This is a genomic window from Myxococcus sp. AM010, assembly GCF_013372585.1.
Classification (GTDB): Bacteria; Myxococcota; Myxococcia; order Myxococcales; family Myxococcaceae; genus Myxococcus; species Myxococcus vastator.
In genome coordinates, this window is sequence record NZ_JABXEO010000047.1 from 15,964 (window position 1) to 37,204 (window position 21,241).

General features: G+C 71.4%; 14 protein-coding genes. 3 read left to right on the forward strand and 11 right to left on the reverse strand.

Going from position 1 to position 21,241, the window contains the following annotated elements:
• Window positions 1-3 precede the first annotated feature (3 nt).
• The 5 genes from HV826_RS21285 to HV826_RS21305 all read right to left on the reverse strand — a co-directional run bounded on the left by HV826_RS21285 (window position 4) and on the right by HV826_RS21305 (window position 6,444).
• Window positions 4-591, reverse strand: coding sequence for a hypothetical protein (locus HV826_RS21285; RefSeq protein ID WP_255217336.1), 588 nt, complete (start codon window positions 589-591; stop codon window positions 4-6).
• Between the two features lie 27 nt (window positions 592-618).
• On the reverse strand, window positions 619-3,177 hold the full coding sequence (locus HV826_RS21290) for a hypothetical protein (protein WP_176418854.1): 2,559 nt from the start codon (window positions 3,175-3,177) through the stop codon (window positions 619-621).
• 215 nt (window positions 3,178-3,392) lie between these two features.
• Entirely contained in the window at window positions 3,393-3,713 is a 321-nt protein-coding gene (locus tag HV826_RS21295; RefSeq protein WP_176418855.1) for a hypothetical protein, read from the reverse strand.
• 125 nt (window positions 3,714-3,838) lie between these two features.
• Window positions 3,839-5,191, reverse strand: a complete 1,353-nt coding sequence (locus HV826_RS21300) for a sigma-54 dependent transcriptional regulator (RefSeq protein ID WP_176418856.1) — start codon at window positions 5,189-5,191, stop codon at window positions 3,839-3,841.
• Window positions 5,188-6,444, reverse strand: a complete 1,257-nt coding sequence (locus HV826_RS21305; RefSeq protein ID WP_255217337.1) for a PAS domain-containing sensor histidine kinase — start codon at window positions 6,442-6,444, stop codon at window positions 5,188-5,190. Before HV826_RS21305 ends, HV826_RS21300 begins: the two co-directional genes overlap by 4 nt.
• A gap of 80 nt (window positions 6,445-6,524) precedes the next feature.
• Between HV826_RS21305 and HV826_RS21310 the strand changes: the two genes are divergently transcribed.
• Both HV826_RS21310 and HV826_RS21315 read left to right on the forward strand, forming a co-directional pair.
• Window positions 6,525-7,676: a hypothetical protein gene (locus HV826_RS21310; RefSeq protein WP_176418858.1), complete on the forward strand. Its 1,152-nt coding sequence runs from the start codon at window positions 6,525-6,527 to the stop codon at window positions 7,674-7,676.
• A 14-nt stretch (window positions 7,677-7,690) separates the two neighbouring features.
• Complete coding sequence (locus HV826_RS21315; protein WP_176418859.1) at window positions 7,691-9,859, forward strand: bifunctional alpha,alpha-trehalose-phosphate synthase (UDP-forming)/trehalose-phosphatase; 2,169 nt, start codon at window positions 7,691-7,693, stop codon at window positions 9,857-9,859.
• 27 nt (window positions 9,860-9,886) lie between these two features.
• On the opposite strand, the gene HV826_RS21320 is transcribed toward HV826_RS21315, so the two are convergent.
• The 3 genes from HV826_RS21320 to HV826_RS21330 all read right to left on the reverse strand — a co-directional run bounded on the left by HV826_RS21320 (window position 9,887) and on the right by HV826_RS21330 (window position 17,220).
• Entirely contained in the window at window positions 9,887-13,546 is a 3,660-nt protein-coding gene (locus HV826_RS21320) for a DUF3857 domain-containing protein (protein ID WP_176418860.1), read from the reverse strand.
• A 139-nt stretch (window positions 13,547-13,685) separates the two neighbouring features.
• Window positions 13,686-14,441, reverse strand: coding sequence for an arylamine N-acetyltransferase (locus HV826_RS21325; RefSeq protein ID WP_176418861.1), 756 nt, complete (start codon window positions 14,439-14,441; stop codon window positions 13,686-13,688).
• A 73-nt stretch (window positions 14,442-14,514) separates the two neighbouring features.
• Complete coding sequence (locus tag HV826_RS21330) at window positions 14,515-17,220, reverse strand: M1 family metallopeptidase (RefSeq protein WP_176418862.1); 2,706 nt, start codon at window positions 17,218-17,220, stop codon at window positions 14,515-14,517.
• A 160-nt stretch (window positions 17,221-17,380) separates the two neighbouring features.
• Between HV826_RS21330 and HV826_RS21335 the strand changes: the two genes are divergently transcribed.
• The gene (locus tag HV826_RS21335) at window positions 17,381-17,533 is read left to right on the forward strand and encodes a hypothetical protein (protein WP_255208266.1); all 153 of its coding nucleotides are present in this window, start codon (window positions 17,381-17,383) and stop codon (window positions 17,531-17,533) included.
• A gap of 18 nt (window positions 17,534-17,551) precedes the next feature.
• Here HV826_RS21335 and HV826_RS21340 read toward each other — a convergent pair whose 3' ends face one another.
• The 3 genes from HV826_RS21340 to HV826_RS21350 all read right to left on the reverse strand — a co-directional run bounded on the left by HV826_RS21340 (window position 17,552) and on the right by HV826_RS21350 (window position 21,224).
• Window positions 17,552-18,253, reverse strand: a complete 702-nt coding sequence (locus HV826_RS21340) for a double zinc ribbon domain-containing protein (protein WP_176418863.1) — start codon at window positions 18,251-18,253, stop codon at window positions 17,552-17,554.
• Window positions 18,254-18,272: 19 nt separating this feature from the next.
• Window positions 18,273-19,814, reverse strand: coding sequence for a 2,3-bisphosphoglycerate-independent phosphoglycerate mutase (gene gpmI, locus HV826_RS21345; RefSeq protein ID WP_176418864.1), 1,542 nt, complete (start codon window positions 19,812-19,814; stop codon window positions 18,273-18,275).
• Window positions 19,815-20,066: 252 nt separating this feature from the next.
• On the reverse strand, window positions 20,067-21,224 hold the full coding sequence (locus HV826_RS21350) for an RNA ligase RtcB family protein (RefSeq protein WP_176418865.1): 1,158 nt from the start codon (window positions 21,222-21,224) through the stop codon (window positions 20,067-20,069).
• Window positions 21,225-21,241: the final 17 nt, after the last annotated feature.

Sequence of the window (21,241 nt, forward strand, 5' to 3'; positions counted from 1 at the left end):
GACTCAGGGTGGCCGGGTGACGTCACAGCGCGCGTTGGCGACGCGGGCGAGGTCCTCGGCCACCGAGCGCAGCAGCACGGTGCCCGTGAGGGTGTTGCCTTCCTCGCCAGGCGCCTGCTCTCCCTGCGTGAGCCACGCGGCCACCCGGCCCAGGCTGGCGGCCGTCACGACGTGCAGGCGGACGCTGATGCGCACTTCATGGCGCGCGGTTGGCTCTGGCCTCTGTTCCAGGGTCCACGCCACGCGCTCCAGCGTCAGTGAGGACGGACCTTCCGGCAGGGGACGTCCATCCAGTACGTAGGCGCCCTTGGAGAAGGCGAGCACCTGCGTCAGCCGGGCGGTGTCCATTCGTGCGTCGAACCAGACGGCGTTGCGCTGCCAGAGCGTCAGCTCCACCTCCAGCCTCCCCGCCATGCCCAGCCGCACCAGCCGGTCCAACTCGGGCGAGACGAAGTCGAAGGCTTCGGAGCGGACCATGACGCGCCGTCCGGACAAGGTGGCGGTGCAGGTGGTGCGCGGCTCCTCCGCATGGGCCGTGGGGGCGTGCAGGCTCGCCACGGCGATGAGCGCCATGCCGAGCCCGCGTCCCATGTGTTGGCGTGACCCGTCCATGCGTCCTTAGAAGGTCCGCTGGAAGAGCAGCCGCGCCTCGGGCGTGGCGGTGGCCCGCTCATCCGTGCGCCACGCGACGTCCATCCGCACGTTGTCGCCGAAGTGGAGGCTGGCGCCCAGGCCGAGCCGCGCATCCGTCCAGGCGTCATCCGCCCGCACCGTGCCCAGGTCCGCGAAGACGCCCAGGGCGCTCCATCGGTACTCCGCGCTGGTGAGCACGGACACGTCGCCGCGGTATTCCTTGAAGCCGAAGCCGCGCAGCGCCGTCCATCCACCCAGCGCCTCGCGCTTCTGTTCGGGCAGGTGGTGGCCACCCGCGGTGCGCACGCGCAGCGACAGGCCGGTGTCCCAGCCGGTGGGCACCTCCAGCGCGAGGTCGCTCACCAGCTTCCAGAAGCGCGCGTCACCGCCCGCGCTCCCCGGACCGTTGCCCACCTCCAGCGTGAGCAGTCCCCGGAGCGAGGCGCGGCTCTCCCAGTCGCCATCCCGGTCGAAGAGCGACGTCTCCGGCGTGCGGAACAGCGAGCCCACGGACGCGGCGGCGGGCACGTTGCTGGCGTACTCCATGCGCACCACCACGGAGTCGAAGCGGCCCTGGGTGACGGGCGCGTTGGGGAAGGGGGCGGAGTCGTTCCGGAACAGGGAGAAGGGCGGCGTGAAGCTGCGCATCGACTCGTAGCGGTCGCTGCGGTACTCGACGCCCGCGAGCCAGTCGTCCGCCCAGCGCCAGGTGGCGAAGGCCGTGAGGCCCTTGCGGCGGAAGTAGTCGCGGTCCGGCCGGTTGATGAGGGCCGAGTAGAGCGACGAGTCGATGTCGCCCATCCGCCACCGGTCCAGCGTGTCGGTGAAGTCGTAGACCTGCGCGCCCAGCTCCGCGAGCCCCACCCGCGGCACCTGGAGCTTCGCCCCGCCGAGCATGTTGAGTCGCCGCTGGCGCTGCGTGCCCTCCGGGTCATCCGGCAGATACTGGCCACCCCACCGCAGCGGGATGGTGAGCGCGGCGTCCACGGTGAGGTGCGCGCGGTCCTTCGCATCCCAGAGGCGCAGTCGCCCCGACAGGCCCGGCGAGAAGCCCGTCACCTGCGTGTGCATCGGAAGCAGGTCCACGTCGAAGTCCGGCCGCCGCGTGCGCAGGTGCACCACCAGCTTCTTGCCCTCGAGGGTGATGCTGTCGGCAGAGTCCACTTCGTCCCACCAGTCGGCGAACTGCCTCCAGTTCAGCTCGAACTCCACCTGCTCCCGGTGGCGCGGCTTCGCGCGCGGTGCTTCCTGCGTGTGGTAGGCGCGGGTGCCGTCCGGCGCGCGCGTCTCGATGATGTGGGCGCGCTGGGAACGCGGGCCGTCGGAGTCCTCCACGTCCGCGGGCTCCAGGAAGGGGAGCCGCGAGGTCAGCCGCTGCACGGCGCGCTTCGCGTCACTGCGGAGGAACACGGTGCCGGGCCGCAGATCCAGCGCGTCCTGGACACGCGCGGCGATGTCGGCGTCCACGCCGCGCACCTCGACGGACTCGAGCCGGCCTTCATCCACCGTCACCACCAGCTTGCCGTCCGGCGACCACACCGCGGACAGGCTCGCGAGCATGTAGCCGTCGTCACGCAGGCGCTTGAGCGTGCGCTCCAGGCCGTGGGCCACGCCGCCCAGGAGGATGCCGGGGTGCAGCGTGCCGCGCTCCAGCCGGCCCACCCAGTCACGGGGCGGGTATCGCGGCGGGCAGGGACGGACGATGGAGAGCGTGCCGCGCCGCGAGTCCACGCGCAGCGTGGCGGTGAAGGACTCTTCGTCTTCGTTCTCGTCCTTGGTGGGGAACCGGTACGGGAGCCGGAGCAGCTCCTCGAGAATCTCGGTGGACTGCAGGTCCTGGAGCCCGTTCACCTCCACGGCGGAGACGACGGGGTTCTCCTCCAGGTGGACTTCGAGGACCGCGGGTTGAGGCGCCTCGGCCACGCGCACGCGCGGCTCCACGCGGGCGAACAACCCCGAGCGAGCGAGCCGCCGGAGGAACAGGTGGAGCTCGTTCCCGCCCAGCACGTCCTGCGCGTCCGCGGGAGGCGCTCCGATGTAGGTCCGCACCTGCGCCTCCGTCAGCCAGTGGAGCCCATGCAGCTCGATGCGACCGGGCGTGAGCGGGCGCCCGTCCACGGTGAGCTGGAGGGGGGACAGCACGCCGCGCTCGTCCGGATTTTCCTCCGCGTCATCGAAGTCGTCGGGGCAAGCGTTCCGTTGCTCCTCGCGGGACTCCGTGCCGACCTGGGTCGCGCGCGACGAGCGGCCCTGTGCGGCGGAGGTTCGCGCGTCGTCCCGCGTCTCCTGGGCCTTCGCGGGGCGCACGTCGCGCGGCGTCACCTGAGCGTTGGTGGAGGGCGACGCGGCGGGCTTCTCTACATCCGGCGTGGCTCTCGATGTGGAGGGTGGGGCAGCGGGCCGCGCTTCATCCTGCGTGGAGGGCTGCGAGGCGGCGGTGTGGGGCACTTCCGCCGTGGCCGTGGATGCCCCGGTCGCCGGCAGCGTGGGCTGGGCGAGCGCGGTGGCGGTGAAGAAGCAAACGAGGAGAGCGAAGCGGTTCATGCACGCAGGGAGAGCACGCGCCGTTCCAGCCAAAGGCTCTGGGCAAGTGCTCGAAAGGACGAGGACCGGGCAGCCGCGTCGATGTCAGGGACACATCCGGATGTGAATCCGTGATGTGATACTGACATCGCGCGCGGCGATTGCACGCGGCCTCGACACGGCGTGCCTCCGTCCCAGCAGCATCCGGCGAAGATTGCTGCCGGGCCGAGCCGCCTTCAGGAGTCGCGGCCGGTGTACTCGGCCTGGTGCGTCTCCCACCACGACAGCCAGTCACGCCGGGTGGCGTCGAGCTTCCCCACGACGCCATCCCCGAACGTGCTGATGCCGGTGATGCGGCGCAGGGCGGCGCCCCAGAAGAGGCTGCCTTCGCGGTAGCGCTCGAAAATCAGGGGCACGGCGGGACGTCCCAACGCCACGAGCGCCTCGAAGGCGGGGTGGTTCAGGAAGGCGTACGGGTTGGACGCCTCGCGGTGCTCGGCGCAGTGTGCTCCCCACTCCTTCGCGAGCCGGTCGAAGCGGGCAGCGACATTACGCATGAGGCGTTCACCGGGGACTGGCGGGGACGCACGTAGACGCGCACCGGCTCACCATATGAAGGACCGCTGAGGTCGTCAGCGCTGTTGTTCCGGATGAGGGGCTGCGTCGCGCCCTTGGCGTGACTTCAGGTGACGGGGAGTCCGAGCGCCTTGATGCGCCGGTAGAGGTTGCCCCGGTCGACCTGCAGCAGCCGCGCGGCCCCGGCGATGCTCTCGCCTTCCTGGAGCGCCGCGCGGATGAGCTCGCGCTCGAAGTCCTCCACGTGCTCGCGGTAGCTCTTCTGTCCCAGTGAGGGGCGGCTGGCCGCGGCGGCGGCTTGCGGCGCGGAGACGAGCTCCGGACCGATTGTGAGCGGACCCTCGCCCCGGAGCAGGTTGAGGCGCTCGATGAGGTTGCGCAGCTCGCGCACGTTGCCCGGCCACGCATAGGCGCGCAGCGAGGTCTCCGCGCCGGGCGCGAGCACCAGTGGCACCTGTGGCCCCGCGAACTCCGCCGCGAAGGCGCGCGCCAGGGGGAGCAGGTCCTCCGGCCGCTCGCGCAGGGGGGGCACCTGGAGCGGCATCACGTTGAGGCGGAAGTAGAGGTCCTGTCGGAAGCGGCCCTCCTTCACCGCGCGGGCGAGGTCCTGGTGCGTGGCCGCGACGACGCGCGCGTCCACCGGCACGGGCAGGCTGCCGCCCAGCCGCTCCACTTCCTTCGTCTCCAGGACGCGCAGCAGCTTGGCCTGGAGCTCCAGCGGCATGTCGCCCAGCTCGTCGAGGAACAGCGTGCCGCCGTGCGCCTGTTCGATGCGGCCCGCGCGCCGCGACAGCGCGCCGGTGAAGGCGCCCTTCTCGTGGCCGAACAGCTCGCTCTCCAGCAGGGTGGAGGGAATGGCCGCGCAGTTGACGGCGACGAGCCGGCCCTTGCGTCCCGACGCGAGGTGCAGCGCCCGCGCGACGCGCTCCTTGCCCGTGCCCGTCTCGCCGGTGATGAGGATGGCGGTGTCGCTGGGGCCCACGCGCGCGATGAGCTGGCGCAGTGACGCCATGCCGGGGCTGTCACCCACCAGGTGGCCGGGGCGGGCCAGCGCGTCCAGCAGCCGCTCCCGCTCTTCCTGGAGCGAGCCCAGCGCCAGTGCGTTTCGCACGGCGGTGAGCAGCCGCTCGGGGGAGGGCGGCTTCTCCACGAAGTCCGTCGCGCCCAGCCGCAGCGCCTGCACGGCCTCGGCGGGAGACGCCTCGCCGGACAGCACCACCACGGGCGCGGGGAAGGGCCGGGGCAGGCGCGCGAGCAGCTCCAGGCCCGTCTCGCCCGGCATGCGCAGGTCGAGCAGCATCATCGCCGGGGGCCCTTCGGGCGCTTCGAGCAGCCGGGAGGCCTCCGCGGCGGAGCAGGCCTCCACGGGCGTGAAGCCCTCGTCGCTCAGCAGTCCGCGCAGGGCCCGGAGGACGCCAGAGTCGTCATCGACGATGAGGATGCGAGGGCCGGGCTTCATGTGGGCGGAGGCGGGGTGAGGGGCAATTCCACGCGCGCGAGCGTACCGCCTCCAGGCGCGGGCTCCAGGCGCAGGTTGCCGCCGTGCTCGTGGACGATTTTCTGGGAGATGGGCAGGCCCAGGCCACTGCCGCCGGGCTTGGTGCTGAAGAGGCCGCGCGTGAGGGCCGGGCCCTCGAGGACGGAGGGGACGCCGCTGCCCCCATCCGCCACGGTGACGCGCACGGTGCCCGGCCGCGGCGACTCCAGCGTGACGTGGACCGGCGCGGTGTTGGCGGAGGAGGCCTCGGTGGCGTTCTTCACCAGGTTGCCGAAGAGGCGGCGCAGGCCATCCGGGTCCGCGCGCAGCGTGGCCTCTTCGCCAGGGCGAAGCTCCACGGGCACGGGGGACGTGCCCGCGTACAGGGTGCACACCTCGGCCAACAGCGGGCGCAGGGGCACGTCCTGGAAGCGCGGCGCGGGCAGGCGCGCGAAGGTGGAGAAGCTCTGGGTCATCCGCATCAGCAGGTCCACCTCCTCCTGGAGGAGGGCCACGGCCTCGGTGATGCGGGTGGTGTCGTGGGGCGTGGACGCATCCGTCCGGTGCAGACGCGCGAGCGACAACTTCATTGCGGTGAGGGGGTTCTTCAGCTCGTGGGCGAGCGCGCGGGCCACGTCCTGCCAGGCGGCAATCTGTTCAGCGGACTTGAGGCGCTCGCGCTGCGACAGCAGCTCCTGGCCCATGCGGTTGAACTGGCCCAGGAGGAATTGCAGCTCGTCGCGTGGAGGCTCGGGCGCGGCGAGCCGCACGGAGAGGTCGCCGCGCGCATAGGCCCACATGCCTTCCGTGAGCGTGCGCACCGGGCGCGTGAGGGCCCGCCCGAGCAGCACCGAGGCCACCGTCAGCGCCGCGCCCGACACGAGCACCAGCGCGGTGATGAAGGCGGGCACGCGGCGCACCAGGGCGCGCCGCGCCAGCTCCGCCTGCGCGAGGTTGAGCCGCGCCTCGTTGAGCGAGTCCTGCGGCAACTCGCGCCGCGTGAGCTCCGAGGCGACCTCCTCCAGCACGCCCTCCACCGGGGCGATGGACACCGACAGCACCCGCTCCAGCGCGGCCTGTACCAGCACGCCGAGCAGCACCAGCGGCACCCAGCTCGCGAGCAGCATCACCGCCAGCAGCCGTCGCCGGAAGCGAGCAGGCGGCAGCGGAAGGTCCGCGGCAAAGCCCACCCTGTCACCGTGCGTACGGGCCTCTGTGGGCGCTGCGGCGTGCATGGGACGGTTCATACCGCATCCGGAAGCGGGCCCGGTGCCGAGTCCCTGGCGCGGAGACTCTGGTAGGCTGCGCGGCTCCGATGCTTCGTCTTCTCGCGCCCTCCCAGGGCTGGCTGTTCAGTCCGGGAGTGGACCTGTCCGTCTTCGCTGGCAGCGCGCTCGTCTCCGTGGCTTTCGTGCTCGCGGCGCCCTGGCTCGGCGTGGCGGGCGGCACGCCGCTGTGGGCCTGGCTGCTCTTCGTCGTCTGCGTGGACGTGGCTCACGTCTGGTCCACGCTCTTTCGCACCTACCTGGACCCGGACGAGCTGCGGGCCCGTCCCGGGCTCTACCTGGGCGCGCCGCTGGCCGCCTACGTGGCGGGAGTGCTCGCGTACCTGGTGTCGCCGGGCGCGTTCTGGACGCTGTTCGCCTATGTCGCGCTCAGCCACTTCGTGCGGCAGCAGTACGGCTGGGTGGCGCTGTACGGACGCAAGGCGCGCGTCTCCCCGCTGGAGCGGCGCCTGGATGCCGCCGCCGTCTATGCCGCCACGCTGGGCCCCGTCGTCTGGTGGCACGCGAACCTGCCGCGCGACTTCTGGTGGTTCGTGCCGGGGGACTTCCTGTCCGGCCTGCCGTCCTGGGCGGGCACCGTGGGGCTGGGGCTCCACGCGGGGGTGCTCGTCGCGTGGGCCGGCTTCCAGGTCGCGCGCGTGGTGCGCGGCGAGGGCGTGCAGGCGGGCAAGGTGCTGCTGGTGGTGGCGACGTGGGTGGCGTGGTTCGGCGGCATCGTCATCGCGCGGGACGACTTCACCTTCACCGTGATGAACGTGGTGCTGCACGGCGTGCCGTACTTCGCGCTGCTCTTCCGCTATGCGCGGGGACGCCTGGAGGAAGGTGGCTACGGCGCGGGCGCGGCGCTGCTGCGCGCGGGGCTGCCGGGCTTCCTGCTGTTCCTGGTGGCGTTGGCCCTGGCGGAGGAGTTCCTGTGGGACCAGGCCGTGTGGCGGGAGCACGGCGCGCTCTTCGGCGAGAGCCCCGTGACGTTGCCGCCGGACGTGCTGTCGCTCGTGGTGCCGCTGCTCGCGCTGCCGCAGGCCACGCACTATGTGCTGGATGCCTTCGTGTGGAAGCCGGGCCGGCAGCCCGCGTTGCTGTCCCGCCTGGGCTGGGCACCGATGGCCACCCGACACGAGGGTCCACCATCTGGCATGAAGCTCGATTCGACCATGGTCATTCCGGTCCAGAGTGACTAATGCAGGAGGGGCCTATGTCCCGACTCCTACTCGTCTCGAATCGGCTTCCTGTCACCGTCAAGGTGGAGAAGGACACTGTCTCCGTGGTCCGCAGCGCGGGGGGCCTGGCCACTGGCCTTCGCCGTCCCCACGAACGCTCGGGAGGGCTGTGGCTTGGCTGGCCCGGGGATGTCTCCCGCCTGACGGAAAACCAGCGCGCCCGCGTGGACGCCCAGCTCGCGGAGCAGCGCTGCGTGCCGCTGACGCTGTCCGCCAGCGAGGTGAGCCGCTACTACGAAGGCTATTCCAACCGCGTCCTGTGGCCGCTGTGCCACTACATGCTGGAGCGCATCCCGCGCCAGGACCGCGATTGGGAGGTGTACCGGAAGGTCAACGAGCGCTTCGCGGACCTGGTGGCGAAGCACTACGAGCCCGGGGACACCATCTGGGTCCATGATTACCAGCTCATGCTGGTGCCCGGGATGCTGCGCCAGCGGCTGCCCGGCGCGCGCATCGGCTACTTCCACCACATCCCCTTCCCGTCGTCGGAGATCTTCAGCACGCTGCCGCGCCGGCGCGAGCTGCTGAAGGGGCTGCTGGGCGCGGACCTCATCGGCTTCCACACGGTGAACTACGTGCGGCACTTCTCCGGAGCGCTGCTGCGGCACCTCGGGCTGGACACGGACATCGACCGCGTCATCTGGGAGGGGCGCGAAGTGCGCGTGGGTGCCTTCCCCATGGGCATCGACGCGCAGGCCTTCGAGTCCATCGCGAGCGAGCCCGGCATGCTGGAGGAGGTGGTGAACCTGCGCCGGTCCTCCGAAGGACAGCGCATCCTGCTGGGCATCGACCGGCTGGACTACACCAAGGGCATTCCGCGGCGCCTCCTGGCGGTGCAGCGCGTGCTGGAGCGAACGCCCGCGTGGCGTAGCCGCCTGCGCTTCATCCAGGTCGCGGTGCCCAGCCGGACCCAGGTGGAGGCGTACGCCAACTACCGCGAGTTGGTGAACGAGCTGGTGGGGCGCATCAACGGGCTGTACGGCACGGTGCACAACGTGCCGGTGCACTACCTCTACCGCTCGTTCAACGAACGGCAGCTCGTGGGACTGTACCGGGGCGCGGACGTGATGCTCGTCACGCCGGTGCGGGACGGGATGAACCTGGTGGCGAAGGAGTTCTGCGCGGCGCGTCCGGATGACGACGGCGTGCTGGTGCTCAGCGAGTTCGCGGGCGCCGCGGCGGAGCTGGGGGGCGCGCTCATCGTCAACCCCTATGACGTGGACGCCATGGCGGACGCCATCGAGAAGGCGCTGGGGATGGCGGAGGAGGAGCGCCGCACGCGCATGCACACGCTGCGAAAGCAGGTGAAGTCGCGGGACGTGCACTGGTGGACGTCGTCCTTCCTGGACCGGCTCCAGTCGCTGCCCGCGGTGGCCGTGCGCGCGGAGGCGGGCGCGCCCGAGGCGCTGGCGCAGATGAAGCAGGCAGAGCGGCTGCAACTGCTCCTGGACTACGACGGGACGCTGGTGGGCTACGCGCCCCGGCCGGAGCTGGCCGCGCCGGATGCGGCGCTGAAGGCGCTGCTGGCGAAGCTGGTGGCGCAGCCCGGAATCTCGGTGAGCATCGTCAGCGGCCGACCCAAGGAGACGCTGGAGGAGTGGCTGGGCGACCTGGCCATGGGCCTGTATGCCGAGCACGGCCTGTGGTCCCGCCCGGCGCCAGGTGAGACGTGGCGGATGCTGGAGGGCGTGACGTTCGACTGGAAGGAGCGCGTGCGGCCCGAACTGGAGACCTTCTCCGCGCGCGTGCCGGGCTCCTTCGTGGAGGAGAAGACGGCGTCGCTGGCGTGGCACTACCGCCTGGTGGACGCGGAGTTCGGCGCCATCCAGTCCCGCGAGCTGCGGCTGTACCTGGCGGAGAAGTTCGCCGGGCAGTCCATGGACATCCTCCCCGGGGACAAGGTGGTGGAGATTCGTCCACAGGGGGTGCACAAGGGCCGCGTGGTGGGCGAGGCCACGAAGGGCGCGGCGCCCGGCGCCCTCGTGGTGGCCATTGGCGATGACCGCACGGACGAGGACCTCTTCGCGTCCATCCCGCCCGGCGGGCTCACCATCCACGCGGGCAACAAGCCCACGCGCGCGGCGTTCCGGGTGAAGGGCCCGACCGAGGTCCGCGCGCTGCTGGCGGGGCTGCTGGAGCCGTAGCCGCTCCAGGAGCCCGCCCAGGGTTCGCTACGGCGTCGAGGACGCGGTGCGGTTGGCCGCGTTCTGGACGAACACCCGGCGGCCGAAGGCGCGGTCCACGCGGCCGAGGAACTCACGGAACGCGGGGTAGTCGTCCGCGGACACGCGCGCGGTGGTGAGGGCCACCTCGCCCTCGGCCACCAGCTTGCCGCCCTCCAGGCGGTAGCTCAGCTTGAGGTGGCCGAACTTCGTCGTCTCCTCCACCGCCTGGGGCAGCTCCGCCACCGTCCAGCCGGCGGGCAGCGCGTAGCGCAGGAGGAAGCCGTTGGTCCACGGGCTGGACATCACCAAATCAAAGCGGCGCTGGGCCAGCGACGCATAGGCCTGCTGGTAGGTGCGCCCGGTGCCGAAGGGCAAGAAGCGCATGCCGCCAGGCAGCACCTCCGAGTAGCGCGGGATGCTCATCTTGAAGTCCAGCGCCACGTTGTCATCCAGCCGCGTGGTGTCGCTCAGCTTCACCTCGTGCACCGTGAGGCCGGGGAAGCTCTGCGCCCAGGCGCGCTCGAAGGTGGACTTGCGCGTGGCCTCCGGCCGGTAGGCGCGGCGGTAGTCCGGCGCCTGCTGCCCGCCCACGGAGGTGGCGCCGGTGATTTCAGCGCCGCCGTCCGCGCGGAGCGTCACGTCCAGCGACATGCGCGTGGTGTTGTCCGCCGCCTTCGCCTCCGGCGTGGTGAGGAAGGTGCTCTTGCCGTTGGGCTCCACCACCAGCACGTTGGCCACCCGGTCCGCGCTGGGCAGCTCGTTGGCGCCGTGGAACTCCGCGGTGCCGTCCAGGTACAGGTCGAACTTGGGCACGTAGGCGATGGCGTGGTTGAAGGCCGCCAGGCTCGCGGGCTCTTCGCCAATGGCGCCCAGGTTGCGCATGCGCAGCAGCACCAGCCGGCTCTCCACGCCCGCCACTTGCAGCATGGAGTGGATGAGGCTCGCCTTGTCCTTGCAGTCGCCGAAGCGGCGCGCCAGCACCCGGTCCACGCGGTAGGGCTTGAAGCCGTGGATGCCGAACTCCAGCGCCACGTAGCGCGTGTTCGTCACCACGAAGTTGTAGATGGCGCGCACCACCGCCAGCTCATTCTTGCGGTCCACGCCCTGGAGCACCTGGTCCACCGTCTGCCGCAGCTCCGCGTTGGGCTGGAGCTGGTCGCGCACCAGGCCCCACCAGTAGCGGCCCACCTGGTCCCACGTCTGGTAGGTGGAGACGTGGAGGTTCTGCGCCACCTCCGCCCAGCCAGGCATACCGGGCTCTGGCACCACCTTGGCGACGTGCTGGGAGTTCCAGCGGTACAGCACGCGGCCGGCGTCCAGCGGCTCCTGCGCGCTCGCCACGCCGGTCAGCTTGCTCTTGTTCCAGTACAGGGGCCGCTCCTTCGGCATGTCCACCAGGTACTGGAAGCGCACCTTCGGGTAGACGCCCTGAACGCTCTCCACGTCACCCCAGTAGTCCGACAGGAGGTTGTCCTGCGCGGTGTCGTCCAGGCGGTACGTCAACTCCAGCGTGTCGCCCGCCGCCAGCGACGGGAAGGAGAGAATCTTGGCGCGGGCGTCGTAGTACATGCCCGTCCACGGCTCGTTGATGTTGCGCTCGTTCTCACCGTAGCTCTCCACCACGGAGCCATCCGCCTTGATGACGCGGGCGCGCAGCACGCGCACCTCCTGGCGGTCCGGCGAATAGGTGACGGGGACGGTGCGGAACGCGTCCACGCCGCGCGCGTTGAAGACCTTGACCACCGTCTGGCGCAGGCGGCTGGACAGGCCGCTCTGCTGGACGCGCACGTAGGTGTTGTCCACCAGGTAGAGGGCGTCCTCGTGGACGTAGGCATCCGCCTCCTTGGCCAGCGGCTGGGCGTCCACCAGGTACTGCATGCCGGTGCCGGTGCTCTCCCCCTTGAGGGTGCGCAGGGCCTCCTTCAGGCCCGGGTTCTGCGGGCGCAGCACCAGGGAGCGCTCGAACGAGGCCAGCGCGGGCTCGCGGCGGCCCGCGGCCAGCAGGGCGCGGCCCTCGCGCTCGTAGACCTCCGGCTCGTCCGGGGACAGCGCGCGGGCCTCGGCGAAGAGGGCGACGGCCTCCTCCACCGCGCCGTTGCTGGCCTTCAGCTCCGCCAGCCGCACGCGGGAGCCATTGTCGAAGGGGTTGAGCTTCACCAGCTGCGCGTACTCGCGCTGGGCGGACTCCACCTGTCCGGCCTCCGCCAGCATCGTGGCGAGCATGTGGCGCATGGTGGTGTCGTCGAAGCGCAGCGCCAGCACCACGCGCATCCGGTCCATGGCCTCGCGGCCGCGGTCGAGCTGCCGGGCCACCTGCGCCGCGGCGCGCACCGCGCGAGGCACGCGGGGCTGCAGGCGGAACGTCTCCTCCCGCAGGGCGTGGGCCTTGGGGCGCTCGCCCAGGGCCTCATGCGCGCGCGCCAGCACCAGCCGCGCGTTGACGTCATCCGGCGTCTTCTCCAGCACGGGCGCCACCAGCGCCTGTACGCGCTCGGGATGGCCGCGGTCCAGCTCGTGGTCGGCCAGCGCCACCCGCGCCTCCGGCATGGCGGGGTCGGCGGCGATGGCGGCTTCCAGGAAGCGGCGGCGCTCGTTCAGGTCATCCCGCTGCGTCTGGGCGGCGAGCAACTGGAGGCCGGCGTCCTTGGGGGCTTCCTCCGCGGCGCGCGCGGCCTCGGCGCTGGCGGTGTGCTCGCGCTCGTCGTAGGCGCGGAAGAAGCTCAGCACCCGGGCGTAGTCGCCGCGCAGCGCGGCGTCATCCGGGTGCTTCTCCACCAGGGCCCGCAGGGCGGAGGTGAGGGTGGGCAGCGCCTGCGGCTGCGGCGCGGCGCCGCGCTCCAGGGCGGGCGCCTTCGCCGGCAGCGTCGCGCGCACGGTGGACGACTCCTGGCGCAGGTAGAAGCCCAGTGGGCCTGACTCCTGGCACACCTTCACGAGCACGCGGTTGAGGCCCTTGCGCAGCTTCACGGACACGCGGGACTGGTCCGGGCGCGGCAGGTTGTAGCGGTCCTCCTTCGCGGCGAGCTGCCCGTTCACCCACAGGCGGAACGCGCCGGACGTGCCCACGCCCAGCGACACGCGCGACTCCTGGGGCGCCTCCAGCCAGGTGACGGCGTAGGCCACGGCCTCGCGGTTGGGGCGGATGGCGGTGGCCAGGTCGATGTAGCCATCCGCGGTGTTCGCCGTCAGCTTGCGCCAGGTGGTGTTGCCGCCCTTGGCCGCGGGGTAGGTGGCGGACAGGTCCAGGTTGGCGGCCTCGGGGCCGAAGTCGGTGTCACAGCCGGCCTTGCCTTCGTTCTCGAAGCCGCCGGTGACGTAGTAGTCGCCCACGTAGCCCAGCCACTGCTTCACCTCGTTGGCGCGCACCAGCCGGCCCCGGGCGCGCTCGGTGTCCAGCAGGAGCATCTGCGCGGTGGCGCGGGTGTTCGCGTCGGAGCTGCGGCGGGAGGCCACGTAGGCGTAGGTGCTCAGCAGGGGCGTGAGGTCCTCCACCTCGTCCACCAGCGCGTGCATCTTCAGCAGGCTGGCGGCGCCTCGGGGGGAGGAGGCCTGCTTCATCGCCTCGGCCGCATGGACGCGAGCGGTCTCATCCGCGGCCGGCTTCGCCTGCGCCCACAGCGGGCAGGTGAGCACGAAGACTGCGGCCAGCAATGTGAAGCGGGACATCCGTTCTCCTGGGTGGGCGGCTACGGTGAGGGGCGCCAGCCCCGGGGAGGGGCGTCGACGCGGATGAACAGGCGAACCCTGCGAGGGCTTCCCTGCATCGCCATCCTACGATGGGGGGTGGGGTGGGGACAGGTGCGCCTTACGTCGAAGCTGGGAGGATGACGCCGAAGTGTTCGACGAGCGCGCGCCGCAGGGCGTCTTCGTCGGCGAGAGGCAGCTCCGTCCGAACCCCGCTCCGGGTCAGGACGAGCGTGCCCTCCTTGGCGGTGACGCGCCCCTCCGGCGTCGCCCGGGTGCACAGCCGCCGCTGGGTGAAGATGGAGTCCGGGGAGGTCTGGTGGTAGCGGCACATGCCCTCGAAGTCCGCGAGCTGGCGGGGCACGAGGGAGAGGCGGTACTCGGCCTCCCAGCCCGCGGCCTTCTCACTCCAGAGGATGAGGTCGTCACCCGCCGGGGAGAGCCGGTAGGCGCGTCCGGCGCGCACCTGGACGTCGTGGGTGTCCAGGCGCAGGGGCTCGGTGAAGCACTCACCGAAGCCGACATCCGCCAACCAGCGTCCCTGGCCGTCTTCCACCTGGAGGGCCAGGTGGTCGAAGTCGGGGCCGTAGGCGCTGCCGTCCGGTGACGTGGCGACGCCCGCGGACAGCAGCGTCACCCGGTGGCCCAGCGCCGTCAGCAGCCGGGCGAAGAGGCCGTTGAGCTCGTAGCAGAAGCCGCCGCGCCGCTGGACGACGACCTTCTCGAAGAAGGCGTCCGTGTCGAGCCGGATGGGCCGCTTCAGGTGGATGTCCAGGTTCTCGAAGGGCACGGCCTCCAGGTGGGCCCGGTGCAGCCCCGCGAGGGACTGCGCCGCCCCCACGCCGATTCGCTCCAGGTAGCGCGCGACGTCGAACATGCGTGCATGTCTAACGCACTCCGGGCCGGCGAGGCGATGCGCCAGGGGGACACCTCGCCCGCCGTGGAGTCCCTCAGCGCGCGCCTGACAGCGCGGGGGGCTTCTTCAGGAAGTCCCTGACGCTCTGCTCGTTCAGCGTGCTGGACGCGGCGCAGAGGCGGATGGACTCCAGGGCGCGGGTGAGGGCGCGAGGCGCGTTCTCCAGCTTCGCCGTGCGGGGCGTGAGGAAGGCCTCCGCTTCGGCGGCGGTCTGCTCATCGCACAGCGTGCCCACCAGTCCAATGAGCCCGGCGACTTCGTCCGAGCGCATTCGGCTGGCGAGCGCGTCGAAGTGCTCCTGGTAGAATGTCCAGGCGAGCGCCCGTGTCCGCGGCGTCGTGATGGCCCCCGCGAGGATGGGCCGGGTGTCGCGCACGTCGAACTCGCTGCCGACCACCAGCGCGAGCGCCTCGCGCACGAGCGCCGGGTCTCGGAAGGCGCCCAGGGTGGTGAAGACACGGCTGCGCTCGGTCCGGTCCTCGGTGGCGCGGGCGCGAGCGAGCAGCGTGTCGAAGAGGGCCTTGTCGCCGTTCCGAGCCGCGACCCTCAGCGCGAGGGGAACGGCTTCTGGATGGACGGACTTCCGGTCCGCCAGCCACGCCTTCACCAGTCGGTTCGCTTCCTGGACCAGGGCCGGGTCCTCGCCGCCCAGCGCCGCCAATGCCAGGAGGTGGGGGCGCAGCGACTTCACCGCGTCGTCGTCGCTGGGCTTGGGCTCCCAGCCCAGCGAGCGGGCCTGCGGGCCGTACAGCGCGGCGACCCACTGCCGATAGCGCGCGCGCTCATCGTCGGACAGCCGCTCCTCGTGCACGAAGTTCAGGAGCCAGGCGCCGCGCTGCCGGATGAGGCGGTGTTCAGCCTTGGCCGTGGTGGGGACGTAGCGCAGGATCTCACCCAAGGGCAGGTCACCCCGGCGCACCCCGGCCTCCATGTCGGACAGCAGGGTCAGGCGCTCGCGCACCGTCAGCGCCTCCTCGGGCGCGGCCAGCACGCGGGTGAGCTGCCCGGGCGTGTAGCCGGAGCGGTAGTAGCCGGTGCCACCCGCGTTGAGCAGCACCCAGGACGGGCAGCTCTTACCGGGCAGCGCCAGCTCGCTCGTGGTCCCGGTGAGCAGCGTGCATGTGCGCTCGGACGTCTTGCCGGAGCCGGCGCGCACGCACACCGGGATGGTCCACGTCTGGTCCTTGCTGGCGGTGGAGCCCGCGGGGACGTAGCGCTCCTGGGTGAATTTCAGCTTCGCGGGCGCGCCCGGCTGGCATTGCAGCTCGGCGGCGATGCGCGGCGCGCCCGGCTGGTCAATGAAGCTGCGGAAGGCGCGCGCGACGTCCGGCCCCGCGGCGTCCGACAGCGTGGCGGCGAAGTCCTCCGACGTGGTCGCGCCCCATGCGTGCTTCCGGATGTGGCCGCGCAGCAGGTCGCGCATGCGCTCCTCACCGAGCCACGCCTCGAACATGTCGATGATGGCCGAGCCCTTGGCGTACGTGGTGCCGTTGTCGAACGCGCCCAGCACCTCGTCATGCGTGTTGGCGGGCTTGCTCACCGGCAGCGTGGCGGCGAGCGTGTCCGTCTCCAGCGCGAAGCTGGCGGACTGGGTGCTCTGCTCCAGGCCGAAGCCCCAGCTCGGGTCGAACGGGTCCACCGTCTTGCGGTCTAGCCACGAGGTGAGCGACTCGTTGAGCCAGATGTCGTCCCACCACTGGCAGGTGACGATGTTGCCGAACCAGTAGTGCCCCAGTTCGTGGTTGGCGATGTTCACGTACCACTTGCGGCGCGCGAGCGTCTCCTCGCCGGGGCGGATGAGCGTCAGGGGCTGGCCGAGCGCCACGAGGCCCGGGTGCTCCATGGTGCCCCAGTAGCGCGGCACCACCGCGACATCGAGCTTCTCGTAGGGGTACGGCATGTCGAAGTAGTCTTCAATCAGCGTGACGATGCGCGGCGTGACGCTGGCCGCGTAGGCCGTCTCCGCTCCCCGGCCGCGAGGCACGATGAAGCGCAGCGGCGCGGCGTCGCGGCCCGCGGTGCCCGCGTCCACCACGTCGAAGGGGCCCACCACGAACGCGACGAGGTAGCTGGGCATCGGCTTGCTCTCGGCGAACGTGACGCGCGCGAGGCCCCCCGGCAGCTTCTCGCGCGAGACGATGGGGTGGTTGGCGAGCGCGACGTGGTCCTCCTTGGCGGTGATGCGCAGCGTCCAGGGCACCTTGAAGCCCGGCTCGTCGAAGCAGGGGAAGGCGCGGCGCGCGTCGACGGGCTCGAAGAAGGTGTAGAGGTAGGGTTCGCCGCCTTCCTCCACGGCGTAGAGGCCCTGGCTGCGCTCGCGGTCGACCTTGCCGGTGAAGGTGAGGTGGATGCGCGCCTTGCCAGGCGCGAGCGCTTCGGGGAGCAGCAGGCCGAGCCGCCCTTCGCTGGCGGTGACGGGCCGGGCCTCCAGGGTGCGGCCTCCCGCTTCGATGCGGGCCTGCGAGACTTCCAGGTCCTGCCCGTGCAGCCAGACCTGGCGCACCGGCTCGCTCACGTCCACGTCGATGCTGACGCTGCCGGAGAAGGTGGGCTCGGCGGGCAGCAGCTTCAGGTCGAGCGCGTAGCGCGTGGGGCGGACCGAGTCGGGCAGCCGCAGCGCGGGAGGTTGGGGTTCGGGCCACTCGGGGGCGGCGGTGACGGGAGCGGCGGGGGGCGTCTCGGGCGCGTGGGCGCAGCGGAGGACGGCGACCGCGAGTGCAAGTGGGAGGAGCGAGCGCATGGGCTGACGCTAACGCCAGTCAGCCCCGGGGCCAGAGTCCTTGCGTGTGGCAATTCGCTGATGAACGCGGTTCTTTCAGGAGAGGCGGAGAGTGGGGCCGTGTGCGTTGAGCGTCCGCGTCATGGGATGCCTCACTCCAGGACGCGAACGCGGCTATGCGGTGATTCAGGTCCCGCGTGTCGGAAGCGTTCGCCGCGTCATCCCGTGGCTCGAACAGCGCGCGGAAGAGGAAGCCCACCAGCGAGAAGACGCGGAGCGCCGCGTGGCCGAACTCCAGGTCGAGCTGGAGCGGGTCCGGGCCTCCCAGAAGTAGCCCTTGGGCGCCGTCCGCTCACTCCAGGCTGAAGGCTCGAGCCAGCGTCAGCATCTCTACCTGAACGGCGCCCGCTTCGAGCAGGGCCGAGGCCGCCGCCCGGGCGGTGGCTCCGGTGGTGAACACATCGTCCACCAGCAGCACGCGCTGCCCCGAGACACGGGATGACGCGGCGAACGCCCCCGCGACGTTGCTTGCCCGCTCCGCCTCGCTCAGCCCCACCTGCCGCTGTGTCTCACGGTGCCGCGTCAGCAAGCCCACCGGCGCCTTGCGCCCCGTGGCCTTCGCCAGCGCGCCCGCCAGCAACTGCGCCTGGTCGTACTTGCGCGCGTGATAGCGACGCGTGTGCAGTGGCAACGCGACCACCAGCTCGGGTGCATGGCTGAGGAAGCGGTGCGCCTCTCCCGCCAGCAACTCTCCCAGCGGGCCCGCGAGGTTGGGGTGGTCCTCGTACTTGAACCGGTGGATGGCGCGCGCCAGGGGCCCCTCATGCGCGAAGGGCGCCCAGGCGCGGGTGAAGGGCGGCGGGGCGGCACGGCACCGGGGACACGTGCCCCCGGGAAACGCGCCGGGCTCAGCGCAGGTGCGGCAGCACGCGGGAGGAAGCCGCTCCACCGCGGTGTCGCACGTCTCGCAGAAGAAGCCCTCGGGGCTCGGCAGCACCTTCGTGCACGCGAGGCACGAAGGGGGATAGAGCACGTCCAGCAGGGCCTTCAGCACGGGCCGTGCCCCGCGCGCATCACGGCAGCAGGCCCTGACGGTTCATCTCCTTGGACTGCGGCAGTCCCATCACCTTGCACAGGGTGGGAGCGATGTCCGCGAGGATGCCCGGGCGCAGCTTCTGCCCCCGGAAGTCCGGGTGGATGAGGTGGAAGGGCACCGGGTTGAGCGTGTGCGCGGTGTGGGGCTCGCCCGTCACCAGGTCCACCATCTGCTCGCAGTTGCCGTGGTCGGCGGAGATGGCCAGCACCCAGCCGTTGCGCTCGCACGCCTTGCCCAGCGCGCCCAGACATTCATCCACCACCTTCACCGCCTTCATCGCCGCGTCCAGCCGGCCGCTGTGGCCCACCATGTCCGGGTTGGCGAAGTTCACCAGCGCGAAGTCGTACTTCCCGGAGTCGAGCCGCTTCACCAGCTCGGCCGTGACCTCGTAGGCGGACATCTCCGGCTTCAAGTCATACGTCTTCACGTCGCGCGGGCTGGGCACCAGGTGCCGGTCCTCGCCCGCGTAGACGACCTCTCGGCCGCCGTTGAAGAAGAAGGTGACGTGCGCGTACTTCTCCGTCTCCGCCGTGCGGAACTGGCGCAGGCCCTGACGCGCCAGCAGCTCCGGGAAGATGTCCTGCGGCTGGTCTGGCTCGAAGAGCGCCGGCAGCTTGAACGTCTCGTCGTACTGGGTCATGCAGACGTAGCGCCCCAGCCGCAGCCCGCTCCGGTCGAACTCCTTGAACTCCGGGAACGCCAGGGCCTGCGTCAGCTCCCGCGCGCGGTCCGCGCGGAAGTTGAAGAAGAGCACCGCGTCGCCGTCCTGGATGCGGCCCACCGGCGCGCCGTCGCCGCCGGCCAGCACCGTGGGCTTCACGAACTCGTCGGTGACCTTCTCCGCGTAGGACGCGCGGATGGCGCTCAACGCATCCGGCGCCTTGGGGCCACGGCCGAGCACCAGCGCCTCGTAGGCCTGCTGCACCCGGTCCCAGCGCTTGTCGCGGTCCATGGCGTAGTAGCGCCCGCTCACGGTGGCGATGCGACCGGTGTGCGTCTCATGGAGGAAGCGCTCCAATTCCTCCACGTAGCCCAGCGCGCTCTGCGGCGGCGTGTCACGCCCGTCCAGGAACGCGTGCACGTAGACCTGGGCCACGTTGCGTTCCTTCGCGGCCTTGAGCAGCGCGAACAGGTGGTCCATGGACGAGTGGACGCCGCCGGGCGACACCAGCCCCAGCAGGTGCAGCGCCTTGCCGTCCGCCTTCACGCCGTCCAGCGCCGCGCGGAGCACGGGGTTCTGCGCCAGCTCTCCGGACTCCGCGGCGCGGTTGATGCGCACCAGGTCCTGGTAGACGATTCGCCCCGCGCCGATGTTGGTGTGGCCCACCTCGGAGTTGCCCATCTGCCCCTCGGGCAGGCCCACGGCCAGCCCCGCCGTCTGCAGCTCGGTGAAGGGGTAGGGGCTCGCCAGCTTGTCGAGGTGCGGCGTGCCGGCCAGGACGATGGCGTTGTTGTCACGCTCCTGGCGGATACCCCAACCATCCAGGATGCAGAGCAGGACCTTGTGCGCGGGCGTCATGCTCCGAACCCTAACCATGCAGGTGCCAGACGGGAGAGGACAAAAAGTGGGCGCGCCTTGCTGAGGCGCGGGCAGCGCGCCCAGCCGGGTCCACGAGGTGCCTCGCCCAGAGGGTCGGTTGCTCGCTTCCCAGGCGTGCGATGCCGGTGCCAACGCGGAAGCCTCGCGCGGAGCACGGTGAGCGCCGGCGAGCGCGCAACGCCTTGCGTCAGGTTCCACTCCGCCTCGGGTTCCGTCCGTCAGTGGGCCGCGTCACTCCGGCCGGGCGCGCGTCTTGTATGTGAGGACGGGGGCCAGCGTGGCCACCACGCGGACCAGTCCCGCTTCCACCAGGTCCGTCACCACGCGGTCGATGGGCTTGTACGCGGGCGGCGCTTCCTCGAAGAGGAGGTCCTTGTTCTCACACACCACGTGGCTCTTGAAAGCGGTGCGCGTGAGGGACTCCGCGGTGAAGCGCTCGCGCATGCGCTCCCGGGCGGAGGAGCGCGTCCACTTGCGGCCCGCGCCATGCGCCAGGCTGTGCGCGCTGGTGTGGCCCTCCCCCGTGGGAACCACCAGGTAGCTGAGTGCGCCCCGGCTGCCGGGAATCACCACCGGCCCTTCGTCCGACGGCGCCGCGCCCTTGCGGTGCAGCCACTGCGTCCGGCCCGTGTCACGCCGTGGAGTGACGCTGTTATGGCACACGTCCAGGACCCGCTGGCCCAGGGCGCCGATGCCGTCCAGCATGCGCCGCGCCACCAGGGCACGATTGGCCTGGCCCCAGGCCACCGCGTGGTCATGCCGGGTGAGGTAGCGCCGCGCCTCGGGCGAGTCATCCACGAGCCCGCCCGCCGCGTGCCGGTCCACATGGGCCCGGAGAATGGCCTCGCCGAGACCGCGCGAGCCGGAGTGCACCAGCAGCAGCAAGCGGTCCGCGGACAAGCCCAGGGCGGTGAAGACCTTCGCGTCATGGACCGCGTCCACGCGCTGCAGCTCCGCGAAGTGGTTGCCGCCGCCCACCGTGCCCAGCGCGGCCTCGAAGCCCGAGGACTTCACGCCGTGCTCCTGGAGAAAGCCTTCCGCGTCGCCCGTCCACGGGCCTTCCAGGTCCAGCTTGCCGGCCCAACGCTCGGGTTTGGCTTTGCGGGCCAGCAGGTCCACGTTCCACAGGCCCATGCCACAGCCGATGTCACTGCCGACCAGATAGGGATAGAGGAAGCCTTCGGAGGTGAAGGCCGCGCCCACCGGAGCCCCCTTGCCGGGGTGCAGGTCCGGGAGGCCCACCGCCAGCTTCATGCCTGGCAGGCGGGCCATGGCTTCGAGTTGCCGTACCGCCTCGCCTTCCACCCAGGACTGGGCAGAGGCAATGACACGCACGGGCGCCTGAGGCGCGGAAGTGGGGAGATTTCCAGAAGAGGCGTCAGTGCGCATGCCCGGGCTGACGGCAC